This window comes from Pseudomonas sp. GYB4201 (assembly GCF_056312595.1).
On the sequence record NZ_JBWGIG010000016.1, the window covers coordinates 86,354 to 108,519 of the forward strand.

A 22,166-nucleotide genomic window follows, 5' to 3' on the forward strand; every position below is an offset into this window, starting at 1 on the left:
CGCAGCACACTGCTCTGGATACCACAATAGCGACAAATTGCAGGAAAAAAATCCAGCGTATCGCTTTTGTTAACAAGAATTACTTGCAATAATAACGGCCCATTTTGTTCTCGGCCCGCTCTCGAGGCCTGGAAGGACATCCACTCCTTACTCCTCTAAGGTCCGGCCAGCATGACTCCTAATCGCCCTAGCGTTTCGCCCTCTCGTACACGCCCTTGGCGCGGTATTGCCGCCCTGATGATCGGCCTGGCCCTGACCCCGGCGGCCTTCGCCGACGAACCGGCTGCCCAGGCCCACCAGGCCGCGCCGGCCGCCGCCGTGGCCGCGCCAGCGCCAGCCGCTGCGGACACCACTGCCCTGCCAGCCGCCACTGACGCACAGCCTGCCGACGACGCCGCAGCCGAGCCTGTCGTTGAAACCGGCTTCGGCCTGGGCCACGACCTGTCGCCGTGGGGCATGTTCCAGAACGCTGACATCATCGTGAAGATCGTGATGATCGGCCTGGCCATCGCCTCCATCATCACCTGGACCATCTGGATCGCCAAAGGCTTCGAGCTGCTGGGCGCCAAGCGCCGCCTGCGTGGCGAGATCGCCCAGCTGAAGAAGGCCACCACGCTTGCCGCTGCCAGCGAAACCGCCAGCAAGTCCGGCACCCTGGCCCACCTGCTGGTGCACGACGCCCTGGAAGAGATGCACCTGTCAGCCAACGCCCGCGAAAAGGAAGGCATCAAGGAGCGCGTGAGCTTCCGCCTGGAGCGCCTGGTTGCCGCCTGCGGCCGCAACATGAGCAACGGCACCGGCGTGCTGGCTACCATCGGTTCCACTGCGCCGTTCGTCGGCCTGTTCGGCACCGTGTGGGGCATCATGAACAGCTTCATCGGCATCGCCAAGACCCAGACCACCAACCTGGCCGTGGTTGCCCCCGGCATCGCCGAAGCCCTGCTGGCCACCGCCCTGGGCCTGGTTGCCGCTATTCCAGCGGTAGTGATCTACAACGTCTTCGCCCGCTCCATCGCCGGCTACAAGGCCCAGGTTTCCGACGCATCCGCCCAGGTACTGCTGCTGGTCAGCCGTGACCTGGACCACCAGCCAGGCGAGCGCAGCGCTTCGCCACACATGGTGAAGGTGGGTTAATCCATGGGTCTGCACCTGAACGAAGGTGGCGACGACCTCGCCGAGAACCACGAAATCAACGTCACGCCCTTCATTGACGTGATGCTGGTGCTGCTGATCATCTTCATGGTCGCAGCCCCCCTGGCCACCGTTGACATCAAGGTAGACCTGCCCGCCTCCACGGCGAAGCCGGCGCCACGACCGGAAAAGCCACTGTTCCTCAGCGTCAAGGCCGACCAGAGCCTGTACCTGGGTGACGACAGGATCGACCGCGCCCAACTGGGCCCGGTGCTCGACGCCAAGACCAAGGGCAAGAAGGACACCACGATCTTCTTCCAGGCTGACAAGAGCGTCGACTACGGCGACCTGATGGACGTGATGAACGCCCTGCGCGGCGCCGGCTACCTGAAGGTTGGCCTGGTAGGCCTTGAGACGGTAGGGAAGAAATGATCACGACGCGCCATAAGCTGACGCGTTACGGCGGTAGCCTGGCGGTGGTGCTGGGGGTGCATGCCCTGGCCATCGCCCTGGCGCTGAACTGGCACGCCGCGCCACCACCGGAGTTGCCGCCCATGGCAATGATGGTGGAAATGGCGCCAGTGCCGGAAGTGGCGCCGCCACCACCGCCCAAGGTGATCACGCCGCCCACGCCGCCAACCCCGGTAGAGGAACTGCCACTGCCCAAGCTGGCCGAGGCGCCGAAGCCGACGATTGCGATTCCCAAGCAGGAAAAGCCAAAACCCAAGCCCAAGCCACAGCCGCCCAAGCCTGAGAAGAAGCCGGAACCGCCGCAGGAAACGCCACCTTCGGAGAAGGTCGTCGACACCGCCCCGGCGAAGGACTCTGCGCCCAAGGCCCCCGTGGCCCAGCCGCAGATGCCGTCCAACAGCAACGCGCTGCCCAACTGGCAGGGTGACCTGTTGCGCCACCTGGCCAAGTACAAGAAGTACCCCGAGGACGCTCGTCGCCGCGGCATGCAGGGCGTGAACCGCCTGCGCTTCGTGGTGGACGCCGAAGGCAAGGTGCTGTCGTACGAGCTGGCCGGTGGTTCGGGCAGCGCAGCGCTGGACCGCGCGACCCTGGACATGATCCGCCGGGCACAGCCGTTGCCGCCGCCGCCCAAGGAGCTGCTGAACAACGGCAGCCTGGAAGTGGTAGCGCCGTTCGTCTACTCGCTGGACAAAAGATGAATATCTGTTTCTGACATACAGATGCAACCTTGATAACGTGCGTCTATCGATTGCAGCCGCTATGCTGGGCCCGCAACTTCATGGACGCACGTTATGACTCTCACAGAATTGCGCTACATCGTCACCCTCGCCCAGGAGCAGCACTTTGGCCACGCCGCCGAGCGTTGCCATGTCAGCCAGCCGACCTTGTCGGTGGGGGTCAAGAAACTCGAAGATGAACTGGGTGTGCTTATTTTCGAGCGCAGCAAGAGCGCCGTGCGCCTGACCCCGGTTGGCGAGGGCATCGTCGCCCAGGCCCAGAAGGTCCTTGAACAGGCCCAGGGCATCCGCGAGCTGGCCCAGGCCGGCAAGAACCAACTGACCGCGCCCCTGAAGGTCGGTGCCATCTACACCGTCGGCCCATACCTGTTCCCGCACCTCATCCCACAACTGCACCGGGTCGCCCCGCAGATGCCGTTGTACATCGAGGAAAACTTCACCCACATCCTGCGCGACAAGCTGCGCAATGGCGAACTGGACGCAGTGATCATCGCCCTACCGTTCAACGAGGCCGATGTGCTGACGCTGCCGCTGTACGACGAGCCGTTCTACGTGCTGATGCCCGCTGGCCACCCGTGGACCCAGAAAGAGACCATCGACTCGTCGCTGCTCAACGACAAGAGCCTGCTGTTGCTGGGCGAAGGCCACTGCTTCCGCGACCAGGTGCTCGAAGCCTGCCCGACCCTGGTGAAGGGCACCGAAGGCGCCAAGCACACCACGGTGGAATCCAGCTCGCTGGAAACCATTCGCCACATGGTCGCGTCCGGCCTGGGCGTGTCGATCCTGCCGTTGTCGGCGGTGCACAGCCACCACTACGCCCCCGGCGTGATCGACGTGCGCCCGCTCACCCCGCCGTCGCCGTTCCGCACCGTGGCCATCGCCTGGCGTGCCAGCTTCCCGCGGCCCAAGGCCATCGAGATCCTCGCTGACTCCATCCGCCTGTGCTCCGTGGCCAAGCCGACGCCGTTGAGCAAAGTCGCCACATGACCGAGCTGTCCAAGGTAGCGGTCACCGCCCTCAAGGGCATTGGCGAGGCCATGGCCGAAAAGCTCACCAAGGTGGGCCTGGAAAATCTTCAGGACGTGCTGTTCCACCTGCCCCTGCGCTATCAGGACCGCACCCGCGTGGTGCCCATCGGGGCCCTGCGCCCCGGCCAGGACGCGGTGATCGAGGGCGTGGTCAGCGGCGCCGACGTGGCCATGGGCAAGCGCCGCAGCCTGCTGGTGCGCCTGGGTGACGGCACCGGTTCGCTGAGCCTGCGCTTCTACCATTTCAGCAACGCGCAGAAAGAAGCCCTGAAGCGCGGCACCCACCTGCGCTGCTACGGCGAAGCCAGGCCTGGTGCCTCGGGGCTGGAGATCTACCACCCCGAATACCGCGCCCTCACCGGCGACGAGCCGGCGCCGGTGGAACAGACGCTGACGCCCATCTACCCCACCACCGAAGGCCTGACCCAGGCCCGGCTGCGGCAGCTGTCGCAACAGGCCCTGGCCATGCTCGGCCCGCGCAGCCTGCCCGACTGGCTGCCCGCCGAGCTTGCCCGCGAGCACCAACTGGCGCCGCTGGACGAGGCCATCCGCTACCTGCACCACCCGCCGCCCGATGCCGACCTGGAAGAGCTGGCCGTGGGGCACCATTGGGCCCAGCACCGCCTGGCCTTCGAGGAGCTGCTGACCCACCAGCTGTCCCAGGCACGCCTGCGTGACAGCCTGCGGGCCCTGCGCGCGCCCGCGCTGCCCGTGGCCAAGCGCCTGCCCAAGCAGTACCTGGCCAACCTGGGCTTCGCCCCTACCGGCGCGCAGCAACGGGTGGGCAAGGAAATCGCCTACGACCTCAGCCAGCGCGAGCCCATGCTGCGCCTGGTGCAGGGTGACGTGGGCGCGGGCAAGACCGTGGTCGCGGCGCTGGCCGCCTTGCAAGCACTGGAAGCCGGTTACCAGGTGGCGCTGATGGCCCCCACGGAAATCCTTGCCGAACAGCATTTCATCACCTTCAAGCGCTGGCTCGAGCCGCTGGGCATCGAAGTAGCCTGGCTGGCCGGCAAGCTCAAGGGCAAGGCGCGGGTCGCCGCCCTGGAACAGATCGCGGCCGGCGCGCCCATGGTGGTCGGCACCCACGCGCTGTTCCAGGACGAAGTGAAGTTCGCCAACCTGGCGCTGGTGATCATCGACGAACAGCACCGCTTCGGCGTGCAGCAGCGCCTGGCCCTGCGCCAGAAGGGCGTGGGCGGGCGCATGTGCCCGCACCAGCTGATCATGACCGCCACGCCCATCCCGCGTACCCTGGCCATGAGCGCCTACGCCGACCTTGACACCTCGGTGCTCGACGAACTGCCGCCCGGCCGCACCCCGGTGAACACCGTGCTGGTGGCCGACAGCCGGCGCCTGGAGGTGGTCGAGCGGGTGCGCGCTGCCTGCGCCGAAGGCCGCCAGGCCTATTGGGTGTGCACCCTGATCGAAGAATCCGAGGAGCTGACCTGCCAGGCCGCCGAAACCACCTTCGAGGAACTGACCAGCGCCCTGGGCGAACTGCGCGTGGGCCTAATCCACGGGCGCATGAAACCGGCGGAAAAAGCCGAGATCATGGCGCAGTTCAAGGCCGGCGAACTGCAATTGCTGGTGGCTACCACGGTGATCGAAGTCGGCGTGGACGTGCCTAATTCCAGCCTGATGATCATCGAGAACCCCGAGCGCCTGGGCCTGGCGCAATTGCACCAGCTGCGCGGCCGGGTAGGTCGTGGCAGCGCCGTCAGCCACTGCGTGCTGCTGTATCACCCGCCCCTGTCGCAGATCGGCCGCGAGCGCCTGGGTATCATGCGCGAAACAAACGATGGCTTCGTCATCGCCGAGAAAGACCTGCAACTGCGCGGGCCCGGCGAGATGCTCGGTACCCGCCAGACCGGTTTGCTACAGTTCAAGGTGGCGGACCTGATGCGTGATGCCGACCTGCTGCCAGCCGTACGGGACGCGGCTCAGACCTTGCTTGCGCAATGGCCTGCGCACGTCGACCCGCTACTGGAACGCTGGCTGAGGCACGGCCAGCAATACGGACAGGTTTAGGAACGCGTCCACCGCGGCTATTTCGCCGCGGTTGCGACGTAACGCTCAAAAAAGACTTGGCACGATGGATCCAGCAGCGCCTGCAAGCTGGGTATACTGTCGGCCATGTAGGAATATGGATACAGACCATGCCTGAAGTTGCCCTGGACACCGCAACCCCCCACACCCCGTCTGTCATTCACGATATGCTGGGAAAGCTGGTCATCAGCTATCGCGAGGTGCTCGACCACCCGCAGCTGGACCCTGCGCGCAAGGTTCAGGCAGTGCTGCTCAACGATGCCGTTGGCGCGCTCATGGTGTTGTTCCCGCAGAATCAGCTGCTGGACCTGAACCGTCTGGCGGAATTGACCGGGCGCCGGCTCACCGCCGTGCCGCTTGATCGCCTGGACAAGATGCTGGCCAAGCACGACCTCAAGCAGCTGCCCGGCCTGCCGGCACTCACCAGCTCGCCTTGCCTGTACGACGAACGGCTGCTGGACGCCAGCGACCTGCTGATCAATTCGGGCCAGCCGGGCCTGCTGTTGGAAATCACCCGCGACGATTTCCGCAAGATGCTCAACAAGGCCAGCGCCGGCAACTTCGGCGAGCCGCTGGGCAGCATCCGCCCCAACCTCGACCGCCCCCACGACGACCGCCAGGAAATCACCCAGGCGGTGCAGGCGTTTACCGCGCGGCGCATCCAGCAACGCCTGGAAGCCACCATCGAGATCCCGCCGCTGGCGGAAACCGCGCAGAAAATCATCAAGCTGCGCGTGGACCCCAACGCCACCATCGACGACATCACCGGCGTGGTGGAGACCGACCCGGCCCTGGCCGCGCAGGTGGTCAGCTGGGCGGCCTCGCCGTACTACGCGTCGCCGGGCAAGATTCGCTCGGTGGAAGACGCCATCGTGCGCGTGCTGGGCTTCGACCTGGTGATCAACCTGGCGCTGGGCCTGGCCCTGGGCAAGACCCTGAGCCTGCCCAAGGACCAGCCGCAACATGCCACGCCATACTGGCAGCAGTCGATCTACACCGCTGCGGTGATCGAAGGCCTGACCCGCGCCATCCCGCGGGCGCAGCGCCCCGAAACCGGGCTGACCTACCTGGCCGGCCTGCTGCACAACTTTGGCTACCTGCTGCTGGCCCACGTGTTCCCGCCGCACTTCTCGCTGATCTGCCGCCACCTGGAGGTCAACCCGCACCTGTGCCACAGCTACGTGGAACAGCACCTGCTGGGCATCACCCGCGAGCAGATCGGCGCCTGGCTGATGCGTTTCTGGGACATGCCCGAGGAGTTGGCCAGCGCCCTGCGCTTCCAGCACGACCCAGGCTACGACGGTGATTACGCCCAGTACCCGAACCTGGTGTGCCTGGCAGTGCGCCTGCTGCGCAGCCGCGGCATCGGTTCGGGCGCCGACGAAGGCATTCCCGACGAGCTGCTGGAGCGCCTGGGGCTGAGCCGCGAAAAGGCCGAGGAAGTGGTCAGCAAAGTGCTGGACGCCGAGGTACTGCTGCGCGAACTGGCTTCGCAGTTCAACCACCACTGACCGTGTGGGAGCCGGCTTGCCGGCTCCCACGGGCTTATTTCTTCTTCGGTTTCAGGTATTTCATGATGCCCTGGAACCAGATCACCAGCGCCGGGTTGCCCTTGATCTGGATGGTCTTGTCCTGGATACCCTGCATGAACGCCAGCTGCTTGTTCTTGGCCTGCAGGGTCTCATAGCCGAAGGCTGCGTCCTTGAAGGCGATGGCGAACGCCGGGTCGGCCACGGTGCCGCCCTTGCTGGTCACGCGCATGTCCTTGACGATGAAATGCCGGGCCACCTTGCCGTCCAGGGTCTGCAGCTGGAACACCAGGTCGCGGTCCTTGAGCTGCTGGCTGAAAGCGGGGTTGGTGCGGCTGGCCCGGGCCATCAACATGCCCATGGCCCAGAGCAGAAAGCGAAACTTCATGTACGCGCCTCGGAAAAATCATCAATAGGGTACGCAGCAGTGTACCGCTATCGCCGCACGGCACCACTACAAAATCATTTTTTAACGATTTTGCCCGCCAAACAAGGTTTTTAGACGCCATATCGGCGAATTATCAGGCTGTCTAAGCAGGCAACACACTGGGCGATTCGCCACCTTTCAAAGTCGAGAAAACTCCGTCACGATAACAAACTCGAACGTGACGGTACGTTTTCAGCCTGTACGAATCAGACCGTACAAAAAAACCATCTGGCCACTCGTTTGACAGCAACACCGGGGCCCACTAGCTTCTATTGGATCCTTTACACGTTGCGTTACATTTATGCAGGTAGCCCGATCGTGACAGCCAAAAAGTCGTTGAGCTCCATTCTGGGCACCGAGCAGGTTCCAGCCCACCTGGCTCGGTCAGTTATCGAGGAGAAGCTGCGCAGCGCCATATTGGACGGCCGACTACCCGCGGGCATGGCAGTACGCCAACAGGAGTTGGCCACGCTGTTCGGCGTCAGCCGCATGCCGGTGCGCGAGGCCTTGCGCCAGCTGGAAGCGCAGTCACTGCTCAAGGTGGTCATGCACAAGGGCGCGGTGGTGGCGCCACTGATCGGCGAAGACGCCGTGGACACCTACAACCTGCGCCTGCTGCTGGAAACCGAGGCACTGCGCCAGTCGGTGCCCAACCTGACCGAAGCGCACATCGCCGAAGCGCGCCATTACATCGATCAGCTCGACACCGAGACCAACCTCAGCGAGCTGGGCCGCCTGAACCGCCTGTTTCACCTGTCCTTGTATGCCGGCTCCAGCAACCGCAAGCTGCTGCGGCTGATCGAGCAGGAGCTGAACGAGGAAGAACGTTTCCTGCGCTTCCACCTGTCGTCCATGGGCTTGGGCAAGCCCACCCAGGATGACCACATTGAACTGGTGGATGCCGTGCAGGACCGCGACGTCGAACGCGCGGTCACCGTGCTGCAACGGCACCTGAACAACGCATCCGCAACCATCCGGCATTATCTCGACACTCGCCAGCCGGATTGAACGGGCGCCGCGCCCAGGGAGGCGGCGCGGCCCCGGTAAGACATGCCCGGCACGGCCCGGGCGGGGGAAAGGCCGTGCACGTTCAAAACAACCCATGGTTGCTGGTCGCCAATTCCGGGCAGCCCACGCTGATGCGCCTGATCTGCTTCTCGTGCGCGGGGGCCGACCCGGCGCAGCTGTTGCAGTTGGCCGAAGACCTCGAAGACCACATCGAGTTGGTCACGGTTTGCCTGCCCGGCCACGGCGCACGGGCCGACGAACCGGCCTTGGACGACTGGCCGCGGTTACTTGAGCAGACCTTCGCCCAGCTCAAGCCGCTGCTGGCCGAGCCCCACGCCATGTTCGGCCATTGCCTGGGCGGCAGCATTGCCTACGAGATCGCCAAGCGGGCCATCCGCGCCTTCCCTCGCCAGACCCGGCACCTGTTCATCGCCGCCTGCCGCAGCCCCGACACTTCCCCACGCACTCCGTTGCTGCATCAATTGCCTGGCCGGCAATTGTTCCGGGCCCTCGAAGCCCTGAACGCCATTACCCCCCAACAGTCGTCCGACCCTCACTTTGTCGCCCAGGTCGAACCCATGCTGCGCCGCGACCTGCAACTGGCTGAATCCTGGTCAGACACCGTCGGGCATTCACTGCATGTGCCACTGACGGCCCTGTACGGCAGTGAGGACCCGTTGGAACCCATGGCCAACATGCTGCCGTGGCAAGGTTTTACCGCGCGTGAATTCGAGCTGATCGAGCTGCCGGGCGACCATTTCTTCGTGCACAGCCAGCGCCAGCGCCTGCTACATATCATCAATACCCATCTGGGCCTGCTCAGCGCCTGACTCTCCGCTTGCTTACCTCCTGTAATCGCCCCCTGATGGCAATCTGACCATTTAACGCACACTCTTTGCCTTGGCCTCAGGGCCGTGACCAGCCCATACAAACTATGGGCCGCCGACAGTCACCCATGCAGGAGCAACGCGCGCCGGGCTTGTCCCTCGATTAAATAAAACCCCCCACCCCAAAACTTCGAGTGCTCCGAGTGATGCATTCACTCGCTGTTATTGATTTTGACCGTAAAACGTTGAAAGGGGAGCGCTTGCGCCTCTAAAACTGGCGACGCCGGTTTTAGCGAAACCTTATTGTTTTTAAAATCATAACTTGTTGTTTTTTAACGATTTTATTTGAACAAAAACAACTTCATGGTCTAGCGTTGAAAGGGCTGGAGGGCAGCACCCAACAGCACCCATTTAGCCAATAACAATATTTTACATTTACCCACGAAAACAAAGGAGATATTCAGCCGCTTTCGAGTTGACTGCCGCAGACAAAGTTAATTCCGTTGACGACCTGTTCGAAACAGTGAGGAAGTGCCATGACCTTTCAAAACGTTGTGCTTGAACAAAAGAAAAACGAACTGGGTGCCCACCCGATCTTTGCCGAGATCAACTCGTTGCCCATATTGCAGCGTTTCATGGAAACCCATGTATTTGCGGTATGGGATTTCATGTCCCTGACCAAGCGCCTGCAACGTGAACTGACCTGCGTCAGCCTGCCCTGGCTGCCACCACGAGACCCCAAGGCCGCCAGGCTGATCAACGAGATTGTGCTGGGGGAAGAAACCGACGACCACCTGCTCGAAGGCCACTACAGCCACTTCGAACTGTACCTGGACGCCATGCGCGAGATTGGTGCCGATACCGGGCCTATCGAGCGCTTCGTGCAGCTGCAGGCCGAAGGCGTCAACTACCTGACCGCCCTGCACAGCGTCAACGCCCCCCCGGCGGCGGTACGGTTTGTCTGCAACACCCTGGACACCGCCCTGCACGCGCCGGCCCACATGGTCGCGGCAGCGTTCCTGCATGGCCGCGAGAGCGTCATTCCGCAGATGTTCCAGCAACTGCTGGACGACTGGCAAATACCCCGGGAACAGGCCCCTACCCTGCACTATTACCTGCAACGGCACATCGAGGTCGACTCGGACGACCACGGCCCGGCCGCGCAATCGCTGCTGGACCGCCTGGTTAACGATGACCCGCAGCGCCAACAGGAAGTGCACGAGGCGGCGCTGGCGGCCATCGAAAGCCGCATGGCGTTGTGGAACGGGCTGCGGGCGACCCTGCACGCCCGCGCCGGGGTGAGCGCATGAACGCCGCCGACTACCGCTCGTTCGCCGACGCCTGGGAGAGCCGGGCGACCATCCGCACCCGGCCGCGACGGCGGGTGGAGGACGACCAGCGGCTGATCTACCCGGTCAGCCGCCAGCCGCTGGTGCTCAGCGCCACCTTTGAGCGCGAGTGCCCGCAGTTGCGCGACTTCGCCCTGGTGCAGAGCCTGTACAAGTTCATCCACGACGTGGTGATTTTCGAGACCGAGATCGTCAACCATACCGCCGGCGCCATCGCTCGCGGGCGGTTCGCCATGGCGCTGCCCTTTGCCTGCCGTTACGACGCCATGACCGTGGTGGTGGACGAGGACTACCACGCCCTGGTGGCCATGGATTTCATGCAGCAGACCATCGAGCTGACAGGCATAGAGCCCATCGGCCTGCCCAGTGAAATCGAACTGAGCCGGGCCATCCCGGCGGCACTGGCGCAACTGCCCGAAGGGCTGCGCCAGGCCGGCGAGCTGATCTGCGTGGCGATCGCCGAAAACACCCTGACCAACGACGTGGCCGCGTTCGCCCGCGACGCCACGGTGAAAGACTCGATCAAGGGGCTGATGGCCGACCACCTGCTGGACGAAGGTCGGCACTCGACGTTCTGGACCCGCCTGGTGCGCATCTACTGGCAAGCGGCGCCCGCCGCCGACCAGGCGCACCTGGCGCGGATGCTGCCGACCTTCATCGAGCGCTACCTGACCAACGATATCCAGCAGGCCTTCGACCTGAGCCTGATCGAGCACCTGCATGCCGATACCGGCGTACGTCGGGCCCTGGCCGAGGAAGTGCAGGCCCTGGCCTACCCCATCAACCACCAGCACCCGTTGCTGGCCAACATCCTGCGGTTTTTCCAGGGCAGTTCGATGCTCGATAGCCCCTGCGTGCGCGATGCCCTGGCCGCTTACCTGAGCTGATTCAAGGAGAAGATCATGAGACGTCTGCAGATCATCTTGTGCGGTTCCAGCCGGGCCTTGCAGGCCTTGGGCGCCGCCTTGCGCGAGTACGGGCACCAGGTGGACGAAGCCGGCGGCCCCGCCGACCTGCTGATCGAGGACGGCAGCGCCCCCGTGCCCGCTGGCGCCCGCTGCCTGCACCTGGGCCTGCGGGTCAGCCTGGCCAACGGTACGGCGCCACTGCCCAGCGTGCAGTGGCAATGCTGGGCGGGCAGCGCCCAGGCCCAGCGGCTGATTATTTGCCAGGCCCTGGCAACGCCGCCCAGCGGCAACGGCGCCATGCTCAGCGCGCAGGTCATCGACAGCCTGGTGGAGCGGCTGACTCTGGAGGTCAGCCGCCTGTCCCGCGACCCGCAGCACTTCGCCCGCTGGCCGGCCTGCGACGCCGCGGGGCTGGCCGGCCAGCAGGGGTTGCAGGCCCTTGAGGTGCTGGCCTACCAACACCCCTTCAACCAGACCCGACAACCGCAATGGCTGGACAGCGCGCAGCCGGCACTGGTGGAACAGCTACAGGCCAGCCTGCTGCGCCATGCGCGCCAGCCAGCGTTGCTGTGGAGCGATGGCAGTCTGAGCTACGGGCAGCTGCATGCCCAGGCGCTGGCGATACGCAGTGCCCTGCAACCCTGGCTGGACCGCGCCCAGCCCCCAGTGATCGGCGTGTGCCTGGGCAAGTCGCCGGCGCTGTATGCCGCGCTGCTGGCGGTGCTGGGTAGCGGCGCCGTGTTCCTGCCCATGGACCCCAGCCACCCGCCCCGGCGGCTGCAGGCGATCGCCGAAAACGCCGGCGCCGCCCTGTTGCTGCACAGCGGCAGCGCTCCGTTTCAAGCGCAAGGCATGGCCTGCCTGGGGGTTGAGGGACTGCCAGCGGCCACGCGCACTTTGTTGTTCGATCAAACGCCGGGCAGCGAGGTGCCCGCGGTGGCCATTTACACCTCCGGCACCACCGGGCAGCCCAAGGGCGTGCTGCTCAGCCACGCCAACCTCAACAGCTTCCAGGCCTGGTACCGCCAGCATGTGGCGCTGGGCAGCCAGAGCCGGGTGCTGCAGTTTTCCACCATCGGCTTCGACGCCTCGCTGCTCGACATCCTGCCCACCTTCATCGCCGGGGTAACCCTGGTGCTGCCCAACGAAGACCAGCGCCGCGACCCCGAGCAACTGGTGGCGCTCATCAATGGCCTGGAGGTCAGCCACGCGTTCCTGCCGCCCGCGCTGCTGAGCATCCTGCCCGCCGACCGGCCGCTGGCGTTGCAGCACCTGGTCACCGGCGGCGACGTGTGCGAGCCGGCGGTGCTGGCCAACTTCGCCGGCCGCTGCCAGTTGCACAATATCTACGGCCCCACGGAAACCACGATCCTGGCGACCACCCGCCGCATGCAGCCGGGGGATAACCCGCGCCTGCTGGGCCAGCCCATCGCCAACACGCAGGTGTTGATCCTCGACGAAGACGGCCAGCCGGTCGCCGACAACACCCCCGGCGAGCTGTACATCGCCGGCACCGGCACCGGCCTGGGCTACCTGAACAACCCGGCCTTGAGCGCGCAGCGCTTCGTTAGCCTGGCGTTGCCCGATGGCCAGCGACTGGCCGCCTACCGCACCGGCGATATCGGCCAGTGGTGCGACGACGGCATTGCCCTGGCCGGGCGGCGGGACAATCAGGTGAAGATCCGCGGCTTCCGCGTCGAGCCCGAGGAGGTCGAGCACTGCCTGCGCGCCAGCGGCCAGTTCGGCCAGGTGGCCGTGGTGGTGGACGCGCAAAAGCGCCTGCTGGCGTTCGTCGCCCAGCCGCGCCAGGCCGACGCGCTGGCGCACCTGACGGCTCACGCCCAGGCCCACCTCGCCGACTACATGCGCCCGCTGCACTACAGCGAACTGGCCGTGCTGCCGGCCACCCCGAACGGCAAGGTCGACCGCCGTGCGCTGCTGGCGATACCCCAGGCAGCGGCCCACGACAAGCCACGACAAGCGCCCAGCAACGCCGCCGAAGCCAAACTGCTGGCGTTGTGGAGCGAATTGCTGGAACTGCCTGGCGAGCAGATCTGCACCCAGGACAGCTTCTTCAACCTGGGCGGCCATTCCATCCTGCTGTCGCAGATGCTGCTGCAGATTCGCGAGCGCTTCGGCACGGGGATATCCATCAACCGCTTCATCGAACAGCCGACGCTGCAGCGCCTGGCCGAACTGGTGGCCGGCGTGCAGGACCAGGTGCGCCAGGTCAGCGCCCAGGCCTTGAGCGACGCCTTCCGCGAACTGGATATCCGCGCCCTGCCCATGGACCGCCTGGGCGACGTGCACAAGGTGGTGGTCACCGGCGCCAACAGTTTCCTCGGCGTGCACATCGTCGAGGCGCTGCTGGCCTGGGGCGCCACCGAGGTGGCGTGCCTGGTGCGTGCGCAGCCCGGCGCCAGCGCCAGCGAACGCTTCCAGCAGGCGCTGGAGGAGAACCGCCTGCAGCACCTGGACCTCAGCCGCGTGCGCGTGCACGCCGCCGACATCACCCAGCCAAAACTGGGCTTGAGCGATGCGGTGTACGCGGATATCGACCAGCGCTACGGCGCACTGATCCACAATGCCGCGGTGGTCAACCACGTGCTCGACTACGAGGCGCTGGCGGCCAGCAACGTAGAGCCGGTGTTCCACTGCCTGCGCCTGTGCGAAGGGCGCTGCAAGAAAATCTTCAATTTCGTCTCTACCCTGTCGGCCTCCAGCGTCATCGACGCCGACGGCAACGTGCGCGAGGAACCGCCGGCCGACACTCCGCCCATCTACATCCGCAACGGCTACAACCTGTCCAAGTGGGTGGCCGAACGCATCCTCCAGCGCGCCCGCGAGCAAGGTGTGTGGGCCAACCTCTACCGCCCCGGCAACATCACCTTCAACAGCCACACCGGGGTGTGCCAGCCGCACCGCAACCGGTTGATGCTGATGCTCAAGGGCTCGCTGCAGCTGGGCCAGGTGCCGGCGCTGAGCCTCAACTTCGACCTGATGCCGGTGGATTTCCTGGCGCGCTTCCTGGCCTTCCACAGCAGCCGCTACCAGGCCCGCCACGCGGTGTTCAACCTGCACAACCCCGAACCGTTGAGCTGGGCCAGCTACGTGGCGGCGTTCCGCGAGGCGGGGCGCGACTTCGAGCTGGTCAGCGTGGCCCAGTGGCAACAGCAGCTGGGCCGGGTGGACGCCGACAACGCGCTGTTCGGCGTGCTGGGCTTCTACCTCGACGGCTTCGAAGAGGACATCGGCGACATCTCGCGCATCGACCACGGCAACGCCCGCGACGGCGTGCAGCGCATGGGCGAGCGCTACCCCAGCAAGACCCCGGCGCTGCTGCGCAAGGGTTGCGCGTACCTGAAGGAAATCCAGTTCATCTGAGTTATCCCCACCCCAAGGAGAAGCACCATGAACGCACTCGTACCCGATACCCTGATCCGTCACCCCCAGGGCTGCACCGTCAGCGCCGAAGTGGCCATCAACGCCGATGCCGCTGCGGTGTGGGCGCTGGTTGGCAACTTTGCCGGTTTCCACAAGTTCATCCCGGCGCTGGCGCGCATCGACATGCTCGGCGAAGGGCCGCGCGCACTGCGCATCAAGCACTTCGCCGATGGCGAGAACATTGTCGTCGAGCAACTCAACAGCCATGACAGCCAGGCGCGGCGCATGACCTGGAGCCTGATCTACACCACCCTGGACATCGGCAACCTGTGGGCCTCCATGGAGGTATTCGCCGATGGCCCGGGCAGGTCCCGGGCGTTGTGGACCATCCAGGGGGAGCCTGCGAAGGGCGGTGCCGAGGCCCTGCCTGGGTTCAAGCAGTTCCTGCAGGGCTTTGCCGATGACGCCATGGGTAACGCCCGCAAGCTGTTCGAATAGCACGCGGTGATTGCGGACGCGGCCTGGCGGCCGCTGCTACGGGCACCTGCCGCGTCCGGGTTGTTGCAAAATGTGCAAAGCTTCATGAAAATAAGACTAATTATCATTCATGCAGTTTCGCGCAGCGCATCCTCATGCCCTCCCAAGAAAATGCCGTGCACTCGCTCTACCATCACCACCACGGCTGGCTCAACGCCTGGCTGCGCAGCCGGCTGGGCAACGCCGCCGATGCCGCGGACCTGGCCCAAGACACCTTCCTGCGCCTGCTGCAGCGCACCGAACGCCTGGAGCTGAGCGCCCCCCGCGCGTTCCTGCGCACCATCGCCCGGGGCCTGGTGATTGACCACTGGCGCCGCGAGGAACTGCACCGCGCCTACCTGGAAACCATCGCCCACCTGCCCGCCGCCCAGGTGCCGTGCCTGGAAACCCGCGCGCTGCTGCTGGAGCTGCTGGAAGGCATCGCGCGCCTGCTCGACGGCCTGAAACCCAAGGTGCGCAAGGCGTTCCTGCTGTCCCAGTGCGAAGGCATGCGCCACCAGGACATCGCCGCACAGATGGGCATTTCCCTGCGCTCGGTGGAGCGCTACGTCGCTGACGCGCTCTACCACTGCTACGTGCTGCGCTATGAACACTGAACCGGGCGCCGCGCCCGACCCGCAGATGGTGCGCCAGGCCATCGACTGGATGCTGCGCATGGGCAGCGAACGCGCCAGCCCGCGCCTGCAACGCCAGTGCGCCGACTGGCGCGCGGCCGACCAGCGCCACGAGCTGGCCTGGCAGCGCATCCAGGCCATGAGCCAGGAAGTGGCCAGCCACTACCGCGCCGTGCCAGGTGCCGGCCAGGCACTGGAAGCCAGCGCCCAGCGCCTGGGCCGGCGCCAGGCGCTGAAGCTGCTGGGCGTGGTGGCGCTGCTGGGCAGCGCCGGCTGGTTGGGCCGCGACCTTGAGCAATGGCAACAGTGGTCATCGGACTTCGCCACCGGCGTCGGCGAACAACGCCGCTTCAACCTGCCCGATGGCTCGCAGCTGCAGCTCAACACTCACAGCGCCGCCGACCTGCGCTTCAACGCCCGGCAACGGCTGGTCAGCCTCAGGCATGGCGAAATTATGATCAGCTGCCAGCCCGACTCGCGCCCGTTCCAGGTGAGCAACCGCGACGGCCTGTTCGAAACCGCGCAAGGTCGTTTCAGCGTGCGCCAGCAGGGCACCTGCACGCGCCTGAGCGTGACCAGCGGCAAGGTCGCGATCTACCCGGCCCAGGGCGGCGCGCTGACCTGGGCCCAGGCGGGCCAGAGCTGGCAGCTGGACCAGCAGGGCCTGCGCCTCATCGCCCGCCCGGACATGGACATGGGTGCCTGGGCCGACGGCCTGATCGTCACCCGCGACATGCGCCTGCAGGCGTTCCTCGAGGAAGTGGGGCGCTACCGCCACGGCTACCTGGGCTGCGCCAGCGGGATCGCCGACCTGCGCCTGTCCGGCGTCTTCCGCCTGGCCGACACCGACGCGCTGCTGGCCCTGCTGCCACAGACCCTGCCGGTGCAGGTGCACACCCGCACGCGGTTCTGGGTGCAGCTGGAAGCGGCGTGAGCGCCGAAAAAATTTTTGGCGGGTTTTGCCGCGCCAACCGGCTTGGACAGTAATCAACCTGTTCATGCCCCTTTGGAACCGCACCATGACCGGCAAAACCCCCGCACTCTCCCTGCTGCTGTCCACCGCCATGGGCCTGGCCGCCCTGCCCCTGGCGGCCCACGCCGCCGCTGTCGACACCCGCCAGGCCGCCAACCGCAGCTACGACATCGCCGCCGGCAGCCTGGGGGATGCGCTGAACCAGTTCGCCCGCCAGGCCGGCATCACCCTGGCCGCCACCCCGGCGCAGACCCAGGGCAAGCAAAGCCCTGGGCTGCACGGCAGCTACGGCATCGAACAGGGCTTGAGCACCCTGCTGGCCGGCAGCGGCCTGCGCGCCAGCAGCGCCGACGGTGCCAGCTTCATCCTGCAAGCCACCCAGGACCAGGCCATGACCCTGCCCAGCACCGACGTCCGTGGCTTTGCCCTGGGCAACGCGCTGGGCAGCATGGACGGCTATAACGCCACCCACAGCCAGGTGGCCACCAAGACCAGCACCGCCCTGCTGGAAACCTCGCAAAGCGTGTCGGTGGTCACCCGCCAGCAGATGGACGACCAGGGCGCGCAAACCGTGTCGCAGACCATGCGCTACACCCCCGGCGTGCTGACCAACCCCTACGGCGCCACGCACCGCTACGACTACGTGGCCATGCGCGGCTTCAACGACGGCTCGGTGGACAACATCTACATCGACGGCCTCAAGTCCATGGGCGACAGCGGCACCTACAGCACCATGCAGATCGACCCGTACTTTCTCGAGCGGGTCGACATTCTGAAAGGGCCATCGTCAGTGCTCTACGGCCGCAGCTCGCCCGGCGGCCTGGTGGCGCTGACCACCAAGAAGCCGCTGTACGAGGCCTACCACGAGATCCAGGCCACCGTCGGCACCCAGGGCCAGCACGGCGTGGGCTTCGACTTCAGCGGCCCGCTGGATGACGACAAGCGCATTGCCTACCGCGTCACCGGCCTCACCCACGAGGCTGACACCCAGTTCGACCACAACGAAGAAAAGCGCTACGCCATCGCGCCCACCCTGAGCATCGACTTCGACGAAGACACCTCGCTGACCCTGCAGGCCTACCTGCAGCACGACCCCGAGGGCGGCTACCACGGCGGCCTGCCTGCCGACGGCCTGCTGCACCAGCACAATGGCCAGCGCATCTCCGAGCACTTCTTCGAGGGCGAACCTGGGGTGGATCATTACAGCCGCGACCAGCAGTCGTTCGGCTACCAGTTCGAGCATCGCTTCAACGACGTCTTCACCGCGCGGCAGAACTTCCGCTACCTGGATTCCAAGGTCGACCTGGCCCAGGTCTACGGCTACGGCTGGGTGTCGCCCAGCAGCAATGAGCTGAACCGCTACTACTCGGGTGCCAGCGAGAAGCTGCACTCGTTCATCATCGACAACATGCTGCAGGCCGAATACTTCACCGGCGCCGCCAAACACACCACCCTGCTGGGCGTGGACTATCAATGGCGCAAGACCGTGGTCGACTGGACCAGCGGCTCGCTGGCGCCCATCGATGCCTTCAACCCGGTGTACGGCAACTCCACCATCAGCTACTACAGCCCCACCAGCTACTTGCGCCGCCTGCAGCAGACCGGCGTGTACCTGCAGGACCTGATCGAGCTGGACAAATGGCGTTTCTCCCTGGGCGTGCGCCAGGACTGGGTGAAGACCTCGGATGAAAACCGCATCGCCGAATACAACCGCCCGCTGGGCACCACCATCAGCGACGAGCGCAGCAAGCTGACCACCCGCGCCGGCGTGCTCTACCTGTTCGACAACGGCATCGCGCCGTACCTCAGCTACTCGGAGTCGTTCAACCCCAACTCCTACTCCGACGCCAGCGGCAACCCGCTGCCGCCCACCGACGGCACCCAGTGGGAGGCCGGCCTGAAGTACCAACCGCCGGGCTCGGACAACCTCTACACCGCCTCGGTGTTCCGCATCGACCAGGAAAACCTGGCCACCAAGCTGCCCCAGGAAAACTTCTACCGCGCCATCGGCGCCGTGCGTTCCCAGGGCGTGGAGCTGGAAGCGCACCTGCAACTCACCGACAACCTGAAACTGCTGGGCAGCTACACCTTCACCGACCTCAAGTACACCAAGTCGATGATCAGCACCCTGAGCACCGCCGACAACCTCATCGAGAACAAGGGCAACTCGCCCACCCAGGCGCCGCGGCAGATGGCGTCGATGTGGGCGGACTACAAATTCAGCGAAGGCGCGCTGGATGGCCTGCGCCTGGGTGCTGGCGTGCGGTACGTGGGGTACAGCTGGGCCGATGCCGAGAACACCACGAAGGTGCCGGCCTATACCCTCTACGATGCCTCGGTGGGCTACGACCTGGGCAAGCTGGGCCTCAAGGGCCTGGACCTGCGGGTGAACGCCAACAACCTGACCAACGAGAAGTACGTGGCCACCTGTGCCAGCCTGAACTTCTGCTACGTGGGCGAGGAGCGCAACGTGGCGGCGACCTTGAGTTATCGGTTCTGAACCCCGGACGCGGCCTGCGGCCGCTGCTACGGGCCGGTAAGATAATGACGTCGCGATAACGTCAATACGGATCCCGCCCCGTAGCAGCGGCCGAAGGCCGCGTCAGGCATCACACGTTATATTCGGTCTCAAGCTCATCGAGCTGATGATCGAACGCACGCAACCGGGCCGACCAGGTGTACACCAGGGTCTCCATCTCGCGGTCCACCACCGCACCGCCCTTGATGGTGGTGCGCGGGTCGCAGAAGTCCAGCAGGTAGCGCTGGCGCGCCAGCGCCGTGGCCACGGTGGACAGCTCGCGGGCGTTGTCCAGCCAGTGCCATTGGCTGTCGTGGATCTCCTCGTCGAGCCCCTCGCACTGGCGCTTCAGCGCCTCCAGGGATTTCTCCAGCGGCGTGCCCGCCAGGTCGCCCATCACCTCCTGGAAGGTGCGCCCGGGTTGCCAGTAGCTGCCCCAGAAATAACGGTCGAACACGGTCTCGACCTTGCGCAGGGCAACCTTGGTGTCCCAGATGCGTACCAGGGTGTGGCCCTGGGTTTCTCGTCGTTTTTTCAGCTGGGCGTTTTCGTGCGCCGACCAGGCCAGTACCGCCATCGCCAGCACGCCGATCAGGCCCAGCGCGCTATTGAAGAACACCAGGGCCTGCTCGATTTGATGGGCCTGGACGACCCCGTAGAAGTAGGTGGCAGTGATCAATCCGAGCGCCGTGGTGGCGCACCAGAAGCCAGGAGCATAGGAATCTTTCATAGTTATTATCATCCCATTGACCCGGGGCCAGTGATGACTGAAAGAATCCGCGTGAGTACCGCCGCGCGGTCATGAACAGACCACAGGAACCCGATAAATCAGAGCATAGGACAGCTTGCGGCGAGTGTTGCCTGCAAAAGTCAAAAGCACGGCGGCAGCGGATAAGCGGCAGGGTCAGCGCACTTTGTGCAGCAGTTCGTTGAGCTGGTCGATGACTTCCGCCCAGTCGGCGTCCTCGAGGATTTCGTCGCGCAGGAAGGCGGCCTGGGCAGGTGTCCAGAAGAACGCCTCATGCAGTTTCAGGCCGGGCTTGAGGGGCGAGTGGCTGGTGACGAAACGCTCGATTTCCACCGGCGAGGACGCCAGGCCCAGCTGATCGAACAGGGCGGGCAGGCTATGGCTGGGCGATTCCATGTGGGTACCCTCGGGGTCAACTAAACTCTTATTAAAGGTAACTTTGACGCTGGCGTCGAGGGGCAACCCCGGAGGTTCATGTGGGCGCTGTGATTGTGCTGACCGTCAACCAGGCGGCAGTCGGGTTGATCCTTTTCGGCCTGGTCATGCTGGCCATCGAAGCGCTGCTGCCGACCTATGGCGTGCTGGGCGTGGGTGGCCTGGTGGTGCTGTTGCTGGGCGTGGTGGTGCTGGTGGATGCCCAGGGGCCGGATATCGCGGTGTCGGGCACGCTGTTGTTGGCCATGGCAGCCGTGGCGGTGGTGCTGGTGATCACGGTGCTGGCCATGGCCATCAGCGCGGCACGGCGGCGGCCGGTGGGTGGCGACAGCGAACTGGTAGGCCAGGTGACGCCGGTGTCGGCGCTGCAATCGGACAACCCCTGCGCCGGCTGGGTGCAGCTGCAAGGCGAGCAATGGCAGGTACGCTGCGAGGCGCCACTGCAACAGGGCGAGCCCGTGAAGGTGCTGGCCCGCCGCGGCGTGCAGCTGGAAGTGGCCGCGGCGAAACCGCCCACGGGAGCGTGAACCATGTTCATCGAAATCGGCTACACCGCCGTGCTGGTGGTGCTGTTCCTGCTGGCGCTGTCCACCTTTCGGATATTGCGTGAATACGAGCGCGGCGTGGTGTTCCAGCTGGGGCGCTTCTGGCAGGTGAAAGGCCCGGGGCTGATCATCCTGATCCCGGTGGTGCAACAGATGGTGCGCGTCGACCTGCGCACCGTGGTGCTGGACGTGCCGCCCCAGGATGTCATCACCCGCGACAACGTGTCGGTGAAGGTCAATGCCGTGCTGTACTTCCGCGTGCTGGACCCGCAGAAGGCGATCATCCAGGTCGAGGACTTCCTGATGGCCACCAGCCAACTGGCGCAGACCACCTTGCGTGCGGTGCTGGGCAAGCATGAGCTGGACGAGTTGCTGGCCGAACGCGAGCGGCTGAACATGGACATCCAGCAGGTGCTGGACGCACAGACCGACGTGTGGGGCATCAAGGTGGCCAACGTCGAGATCAAGCACGTGGACCTCAATGAATCGATGGTACGGGCCATCGCCAAACAGGCCGAAGCCGAGCGCGAGCGCCGCGCCAAGGTGATCCACGCCGAGGGCGAGCTGCAGGCCTCGGAGAAACTCGCCCAGGCCGCCGAAATGCTCGGCCGCCAGCCGGGCGCCATGCAGTTGCGCTACATGCAGACCCTGAGCGCCATCGCCGGCGACAAGACCTCGACCATCGTCTTCCCGCTGCCCATCGAACTGCTCAAGGGCATGGCCGACCTGTCCGCCAAACCCTGACACGCCAGACGCCGCCTCCCGTAGCAGCTGCCGAAGGCTGCGTCCGGCAGCGCCACGGTGTAAGCCCAAGACGCCGCCTGGCGGCAGCTGCTACGAGATATCGCGGGCAACACCTCCCGTAGCAGCTGCCGAAGGCTGCGTCCGGCAGCGCCACGGTGCAAGCCCGGGACGCCGCCTGGCGGCAGCTGCTACAAGATATCG

The 22,166-nt window shown here is 65.3% G+C and carries 20 protein-coding genes; 17 read left to right on the plus strand and 3 right to left on the minus strand.

Features of this window, described 5'->3' with window-relative positions; translation table 11 throughout:
- Positions 1-171 precede the first annotated feature (171 nt).
- The 6 genes from exbB (at position 172) to AC0Z2B_RS16980 (ending at position 6,930) form a co-directional block, all read left to right on the plus strand.
- Entirely contained in the window at positions 172-1,134 is a 963-nt protein-coding gene (gene exbB / locus AC0Z2B_RS16955) for a tonB-system energizer ExbB (protein ID WP_416421816.1), read from the plus strand.
- Between the two features lie 3 nt (positions 1,135-1,137).
- Entirely contained in the window at positions 1,138-1,563 is a 426-nt protein-coding gene (gene exbD / locus AC0Z2B_RS16960) for a TonB system transport protein ExbD (protein ID WP_476298168.1), read from the plus strand.
- Positions 1,560-2,303, plus strand: coding sequence for an energy transducer TonB (locus tag AC0Z2B_RS16965; RefSeq protein WP_416421814.1), 744 nt, complete (start codon positions 1,560-1,562; stop codon positions 2,301-2,303). The genes exbD and AC0Z2B_RS16965 overlap by 4 nt, the downstream gene beginning before the upstream one ends.
- Before the next feature lie 93 nt (positions 2,304-2,396).
- Positions 2,397-3,329: a hydrogen peroxide-inducible genes activator gene (locus AC0Z2B_RS16970; protein WP_416421813.1), complete on the plus strand. Its 933-nt coding sequence runs from the start codon at positions 2,397-2,399 to the stop codon at positions 3,327-3,329.
- Positions 3,326-5,401, plus strand: coding sequence for an ATP-dependent DNA helicase RecG (gene recG, locus AC0Z2B_RS16975; protein ID WP_473005049.1), 2,076 nt, complete (start codon positions 3,326-3,328; stop codon positions 5,399-5,401). Before AC0Z2B_RS16970 ends, recG begins: the two co-directional genes overlap by 4 nt.
- A gap of 128 nt (positions 5,402-5,529) precedes the next feature.
- Positions 5,530-6,930 (plus strand): aminoacyl-tRNA deacylase and HDOD domain-containing protein, encoded by a 1,401-nt coding sequence (locus tag AC0Z2B_RS16980; RefSeq protein WP_476298170.1) that lies wholly within the window; start codon positions 5,530-5,532, stop codon positions 6,928-6,930.
- A gap of 34 nt (positions 6,931-6,964) precedes the next feature.
- Here AC0Z2B_RS16980 and AC0Z2B_RS16985 read toward each other — a convergent pair whose 3' ends face one another.
- On the minus strand, positions 6,965-7,336 hold the full coding sequence (locus AC0Z2B_RS16985) for a helicase (protein WP_416421810.1): 372 nt from the start codon (positions 7,334-7,336) through the stop codon (positions 6,965-6,967).
- 357 nt (positions 7,337-7,693) lie between these two features.
- Between AC0Z2B_RS16985 and AC0Z2B_RS16990 the strand changes: the two genes are divergently transcribed.
- From AC0Z2B_RS16990 to AC0Z2B_RS17030, 9 genes are all read left to right on the plus strand, one after another.
- A complete protein-coding gene (locus tag AC0Z2B_RS16990) occupies positions 7,694-8,383 on the plus strand; it encodes a GntR family transcriptional regulator (protein ID WP_416421809.1) in 690 nt (229 codons plus the stop codon).
- 74 nt (positions 8,384-8,457) lie between these two features.
- On the plus strand, positions 8,458-9,213 hold the full coding sequence (locus AC0Z2B_RS16995; protein ID WP_476298172.1) for a thioesterase II family protein: 756 nt from the start codon (positions 8,458-8,460) through the stop codon (positions 9,211-9,213).
- 533 nt (positions 9,214-9,746) lie between these two features.
- Complete coding sequence (locus AC0Z2B_RS17000; RefSeq protein ID WP_476298174.1) at positions 9,747-10,520, plus strand: DUF3050 domain-containing protein; 774 nt, start codon at positions 9,747-9,749, stop codon at positions 10,518-10,520.
- On the plus strand, positions 10,517-11,446 hold the full coding sequence (locus AC0Z2B_RS17005; protein WP_476298176.1) for a diiron oxygenase: 930 nt from the start codon (positions 10,517-10,519) through the stop codon (positions 11,444-11,446). Before AC0Z2B_RS17000 ends, AC0Z2B_RS17005 begins: the two co-directional genes overlap by 4 nt.
- A gap of 15 nt (positions 11,447-11,461) precedes the next feature.
- Entirely contained in the window at positions 11,462-14,851 is a 3,390-nt protein-coding gene (locus tag AC0Z2B_RS17010; protein WP_476298178.1) for an amino acid adenylation domain-containing protein, read from the plus strand.
- Between the two features lie 27 nt (positions 14,852-14,878).
- Positions 14,879-15,349 (plus strand): SRPBCC family protein, encoded by a 471-nt coding sequence (locus AC0Z2B_RS17015; RefSeq protein ID WP_476298180.1) that lies wholly within the window; start codon positions 14,879-14,881, stop codon positions 15,347-15,349.
- A 134-nt stretch (positions 15,350-15,483) separates the two neighbouring features.
- The gene (locus tag AC0Z2B_RS17020; protein WP_476298182.1) at positions 15,484-15,984 is read left to right on the plus strand and encodes a sigma-70 family RNA polymerase sigma factor; all 501 of its coding nucleotides are present in this window, start codon (positions 15,484-15,486) and stop codon (positions 15,982-15,984) included.
- Positions 15,974-16,936 (plus strand): FecR domain-containing protein, encoded by a 963-nt coding sequence (locus tag AC0Z2B_RS17025; RefSeq protein WP_476298184.1) that lies wholly within the window; start codon positions 15,974-15,976, stop codon positions 16,934-16,936. Before AC0Z2B_RS17020 ends, AC0Z2B_RS17025 begins: the two co-directional genes overlap by 11 nt.
- 85 nt (positions 16,937-17,021) lie before the next feature.
- Positions 17,022-19,475 carry a TonB-dependent siderophore receptor gene (locus AC0Z2B_RS17030; protein WP_476298186.1) on the plus strand — a complete coding sequence of 818 codons (2,454 nt, stop codon included), beginning with the start codon at positions 17,022-17,024 and terminating at the stop codon, positions 19,473-19,475.
- 109 nt (positions 19,476-19,584) lie between these two features.
- Here the strand turns inward: AC0Z2B_RS17030 and AC0Z2B_RS17035 are convergent, their stop codons facing one another.
- Both AC0Z2B_RS17035 and AC0Z2B_RS17040 read right to left on the minus strand, forming a co-directional pair.
- Positions 19,585-20,223, minus strand: coding sequence for an NADH:ubiquinone oxidoreductase subunit N (locus AC0Z2B_RS17035; RefSeq protein ID WP_473005040.1), 639 nt, complete (start codon positions 20,221-20,223; stop codon positions 19,585-19,587).
- A gap of 174 nt (positions 20,224-20,397) precedes the next feature.
- Positions 20,398-20,637 carry a DUF2789 domain-containing protein gene (locus tag AC0Z2B_RS17040; RefSeq protein WP_027980809.1) on the minus strand — a complete coding sequence of 80 codons (240 nt, stop codon included), beginning with the start codon at positions 20,635-20,637 and terminating at the stop codon, positions 20,398-20,400.
- Between the two features lie 80 nt (positions 20,638-20,717).
- On the opposite strand from AC0Z2B_RS17040, the gene AC0Z2B_RS17045 reads away from it, so the two are divergent.
- Entirely contained in the window at positions 20,718-21,203 is a 486-nt protein-coding gene (locus AC0Z2B_RS17045; RefSeq protein ID WP_473005039.1) for an NfeD family protein, read from the plus strand.
- A 3-nt stretch (positions 21,204-21,206) separates the two neighbouring features.
- Positions 21,207-21,965 (plus strand): slipin family protein, encoded by a 759-nt coding sequence (locus AC0Z2B_RS17050; protein WP_416421798.1) that lies wholly within the window; start codon positions 21,207-21,209, stop codon positions 21,963-21,965.
- Positions 21,966-22,166 lie beyond the last annotated feature (201 nt).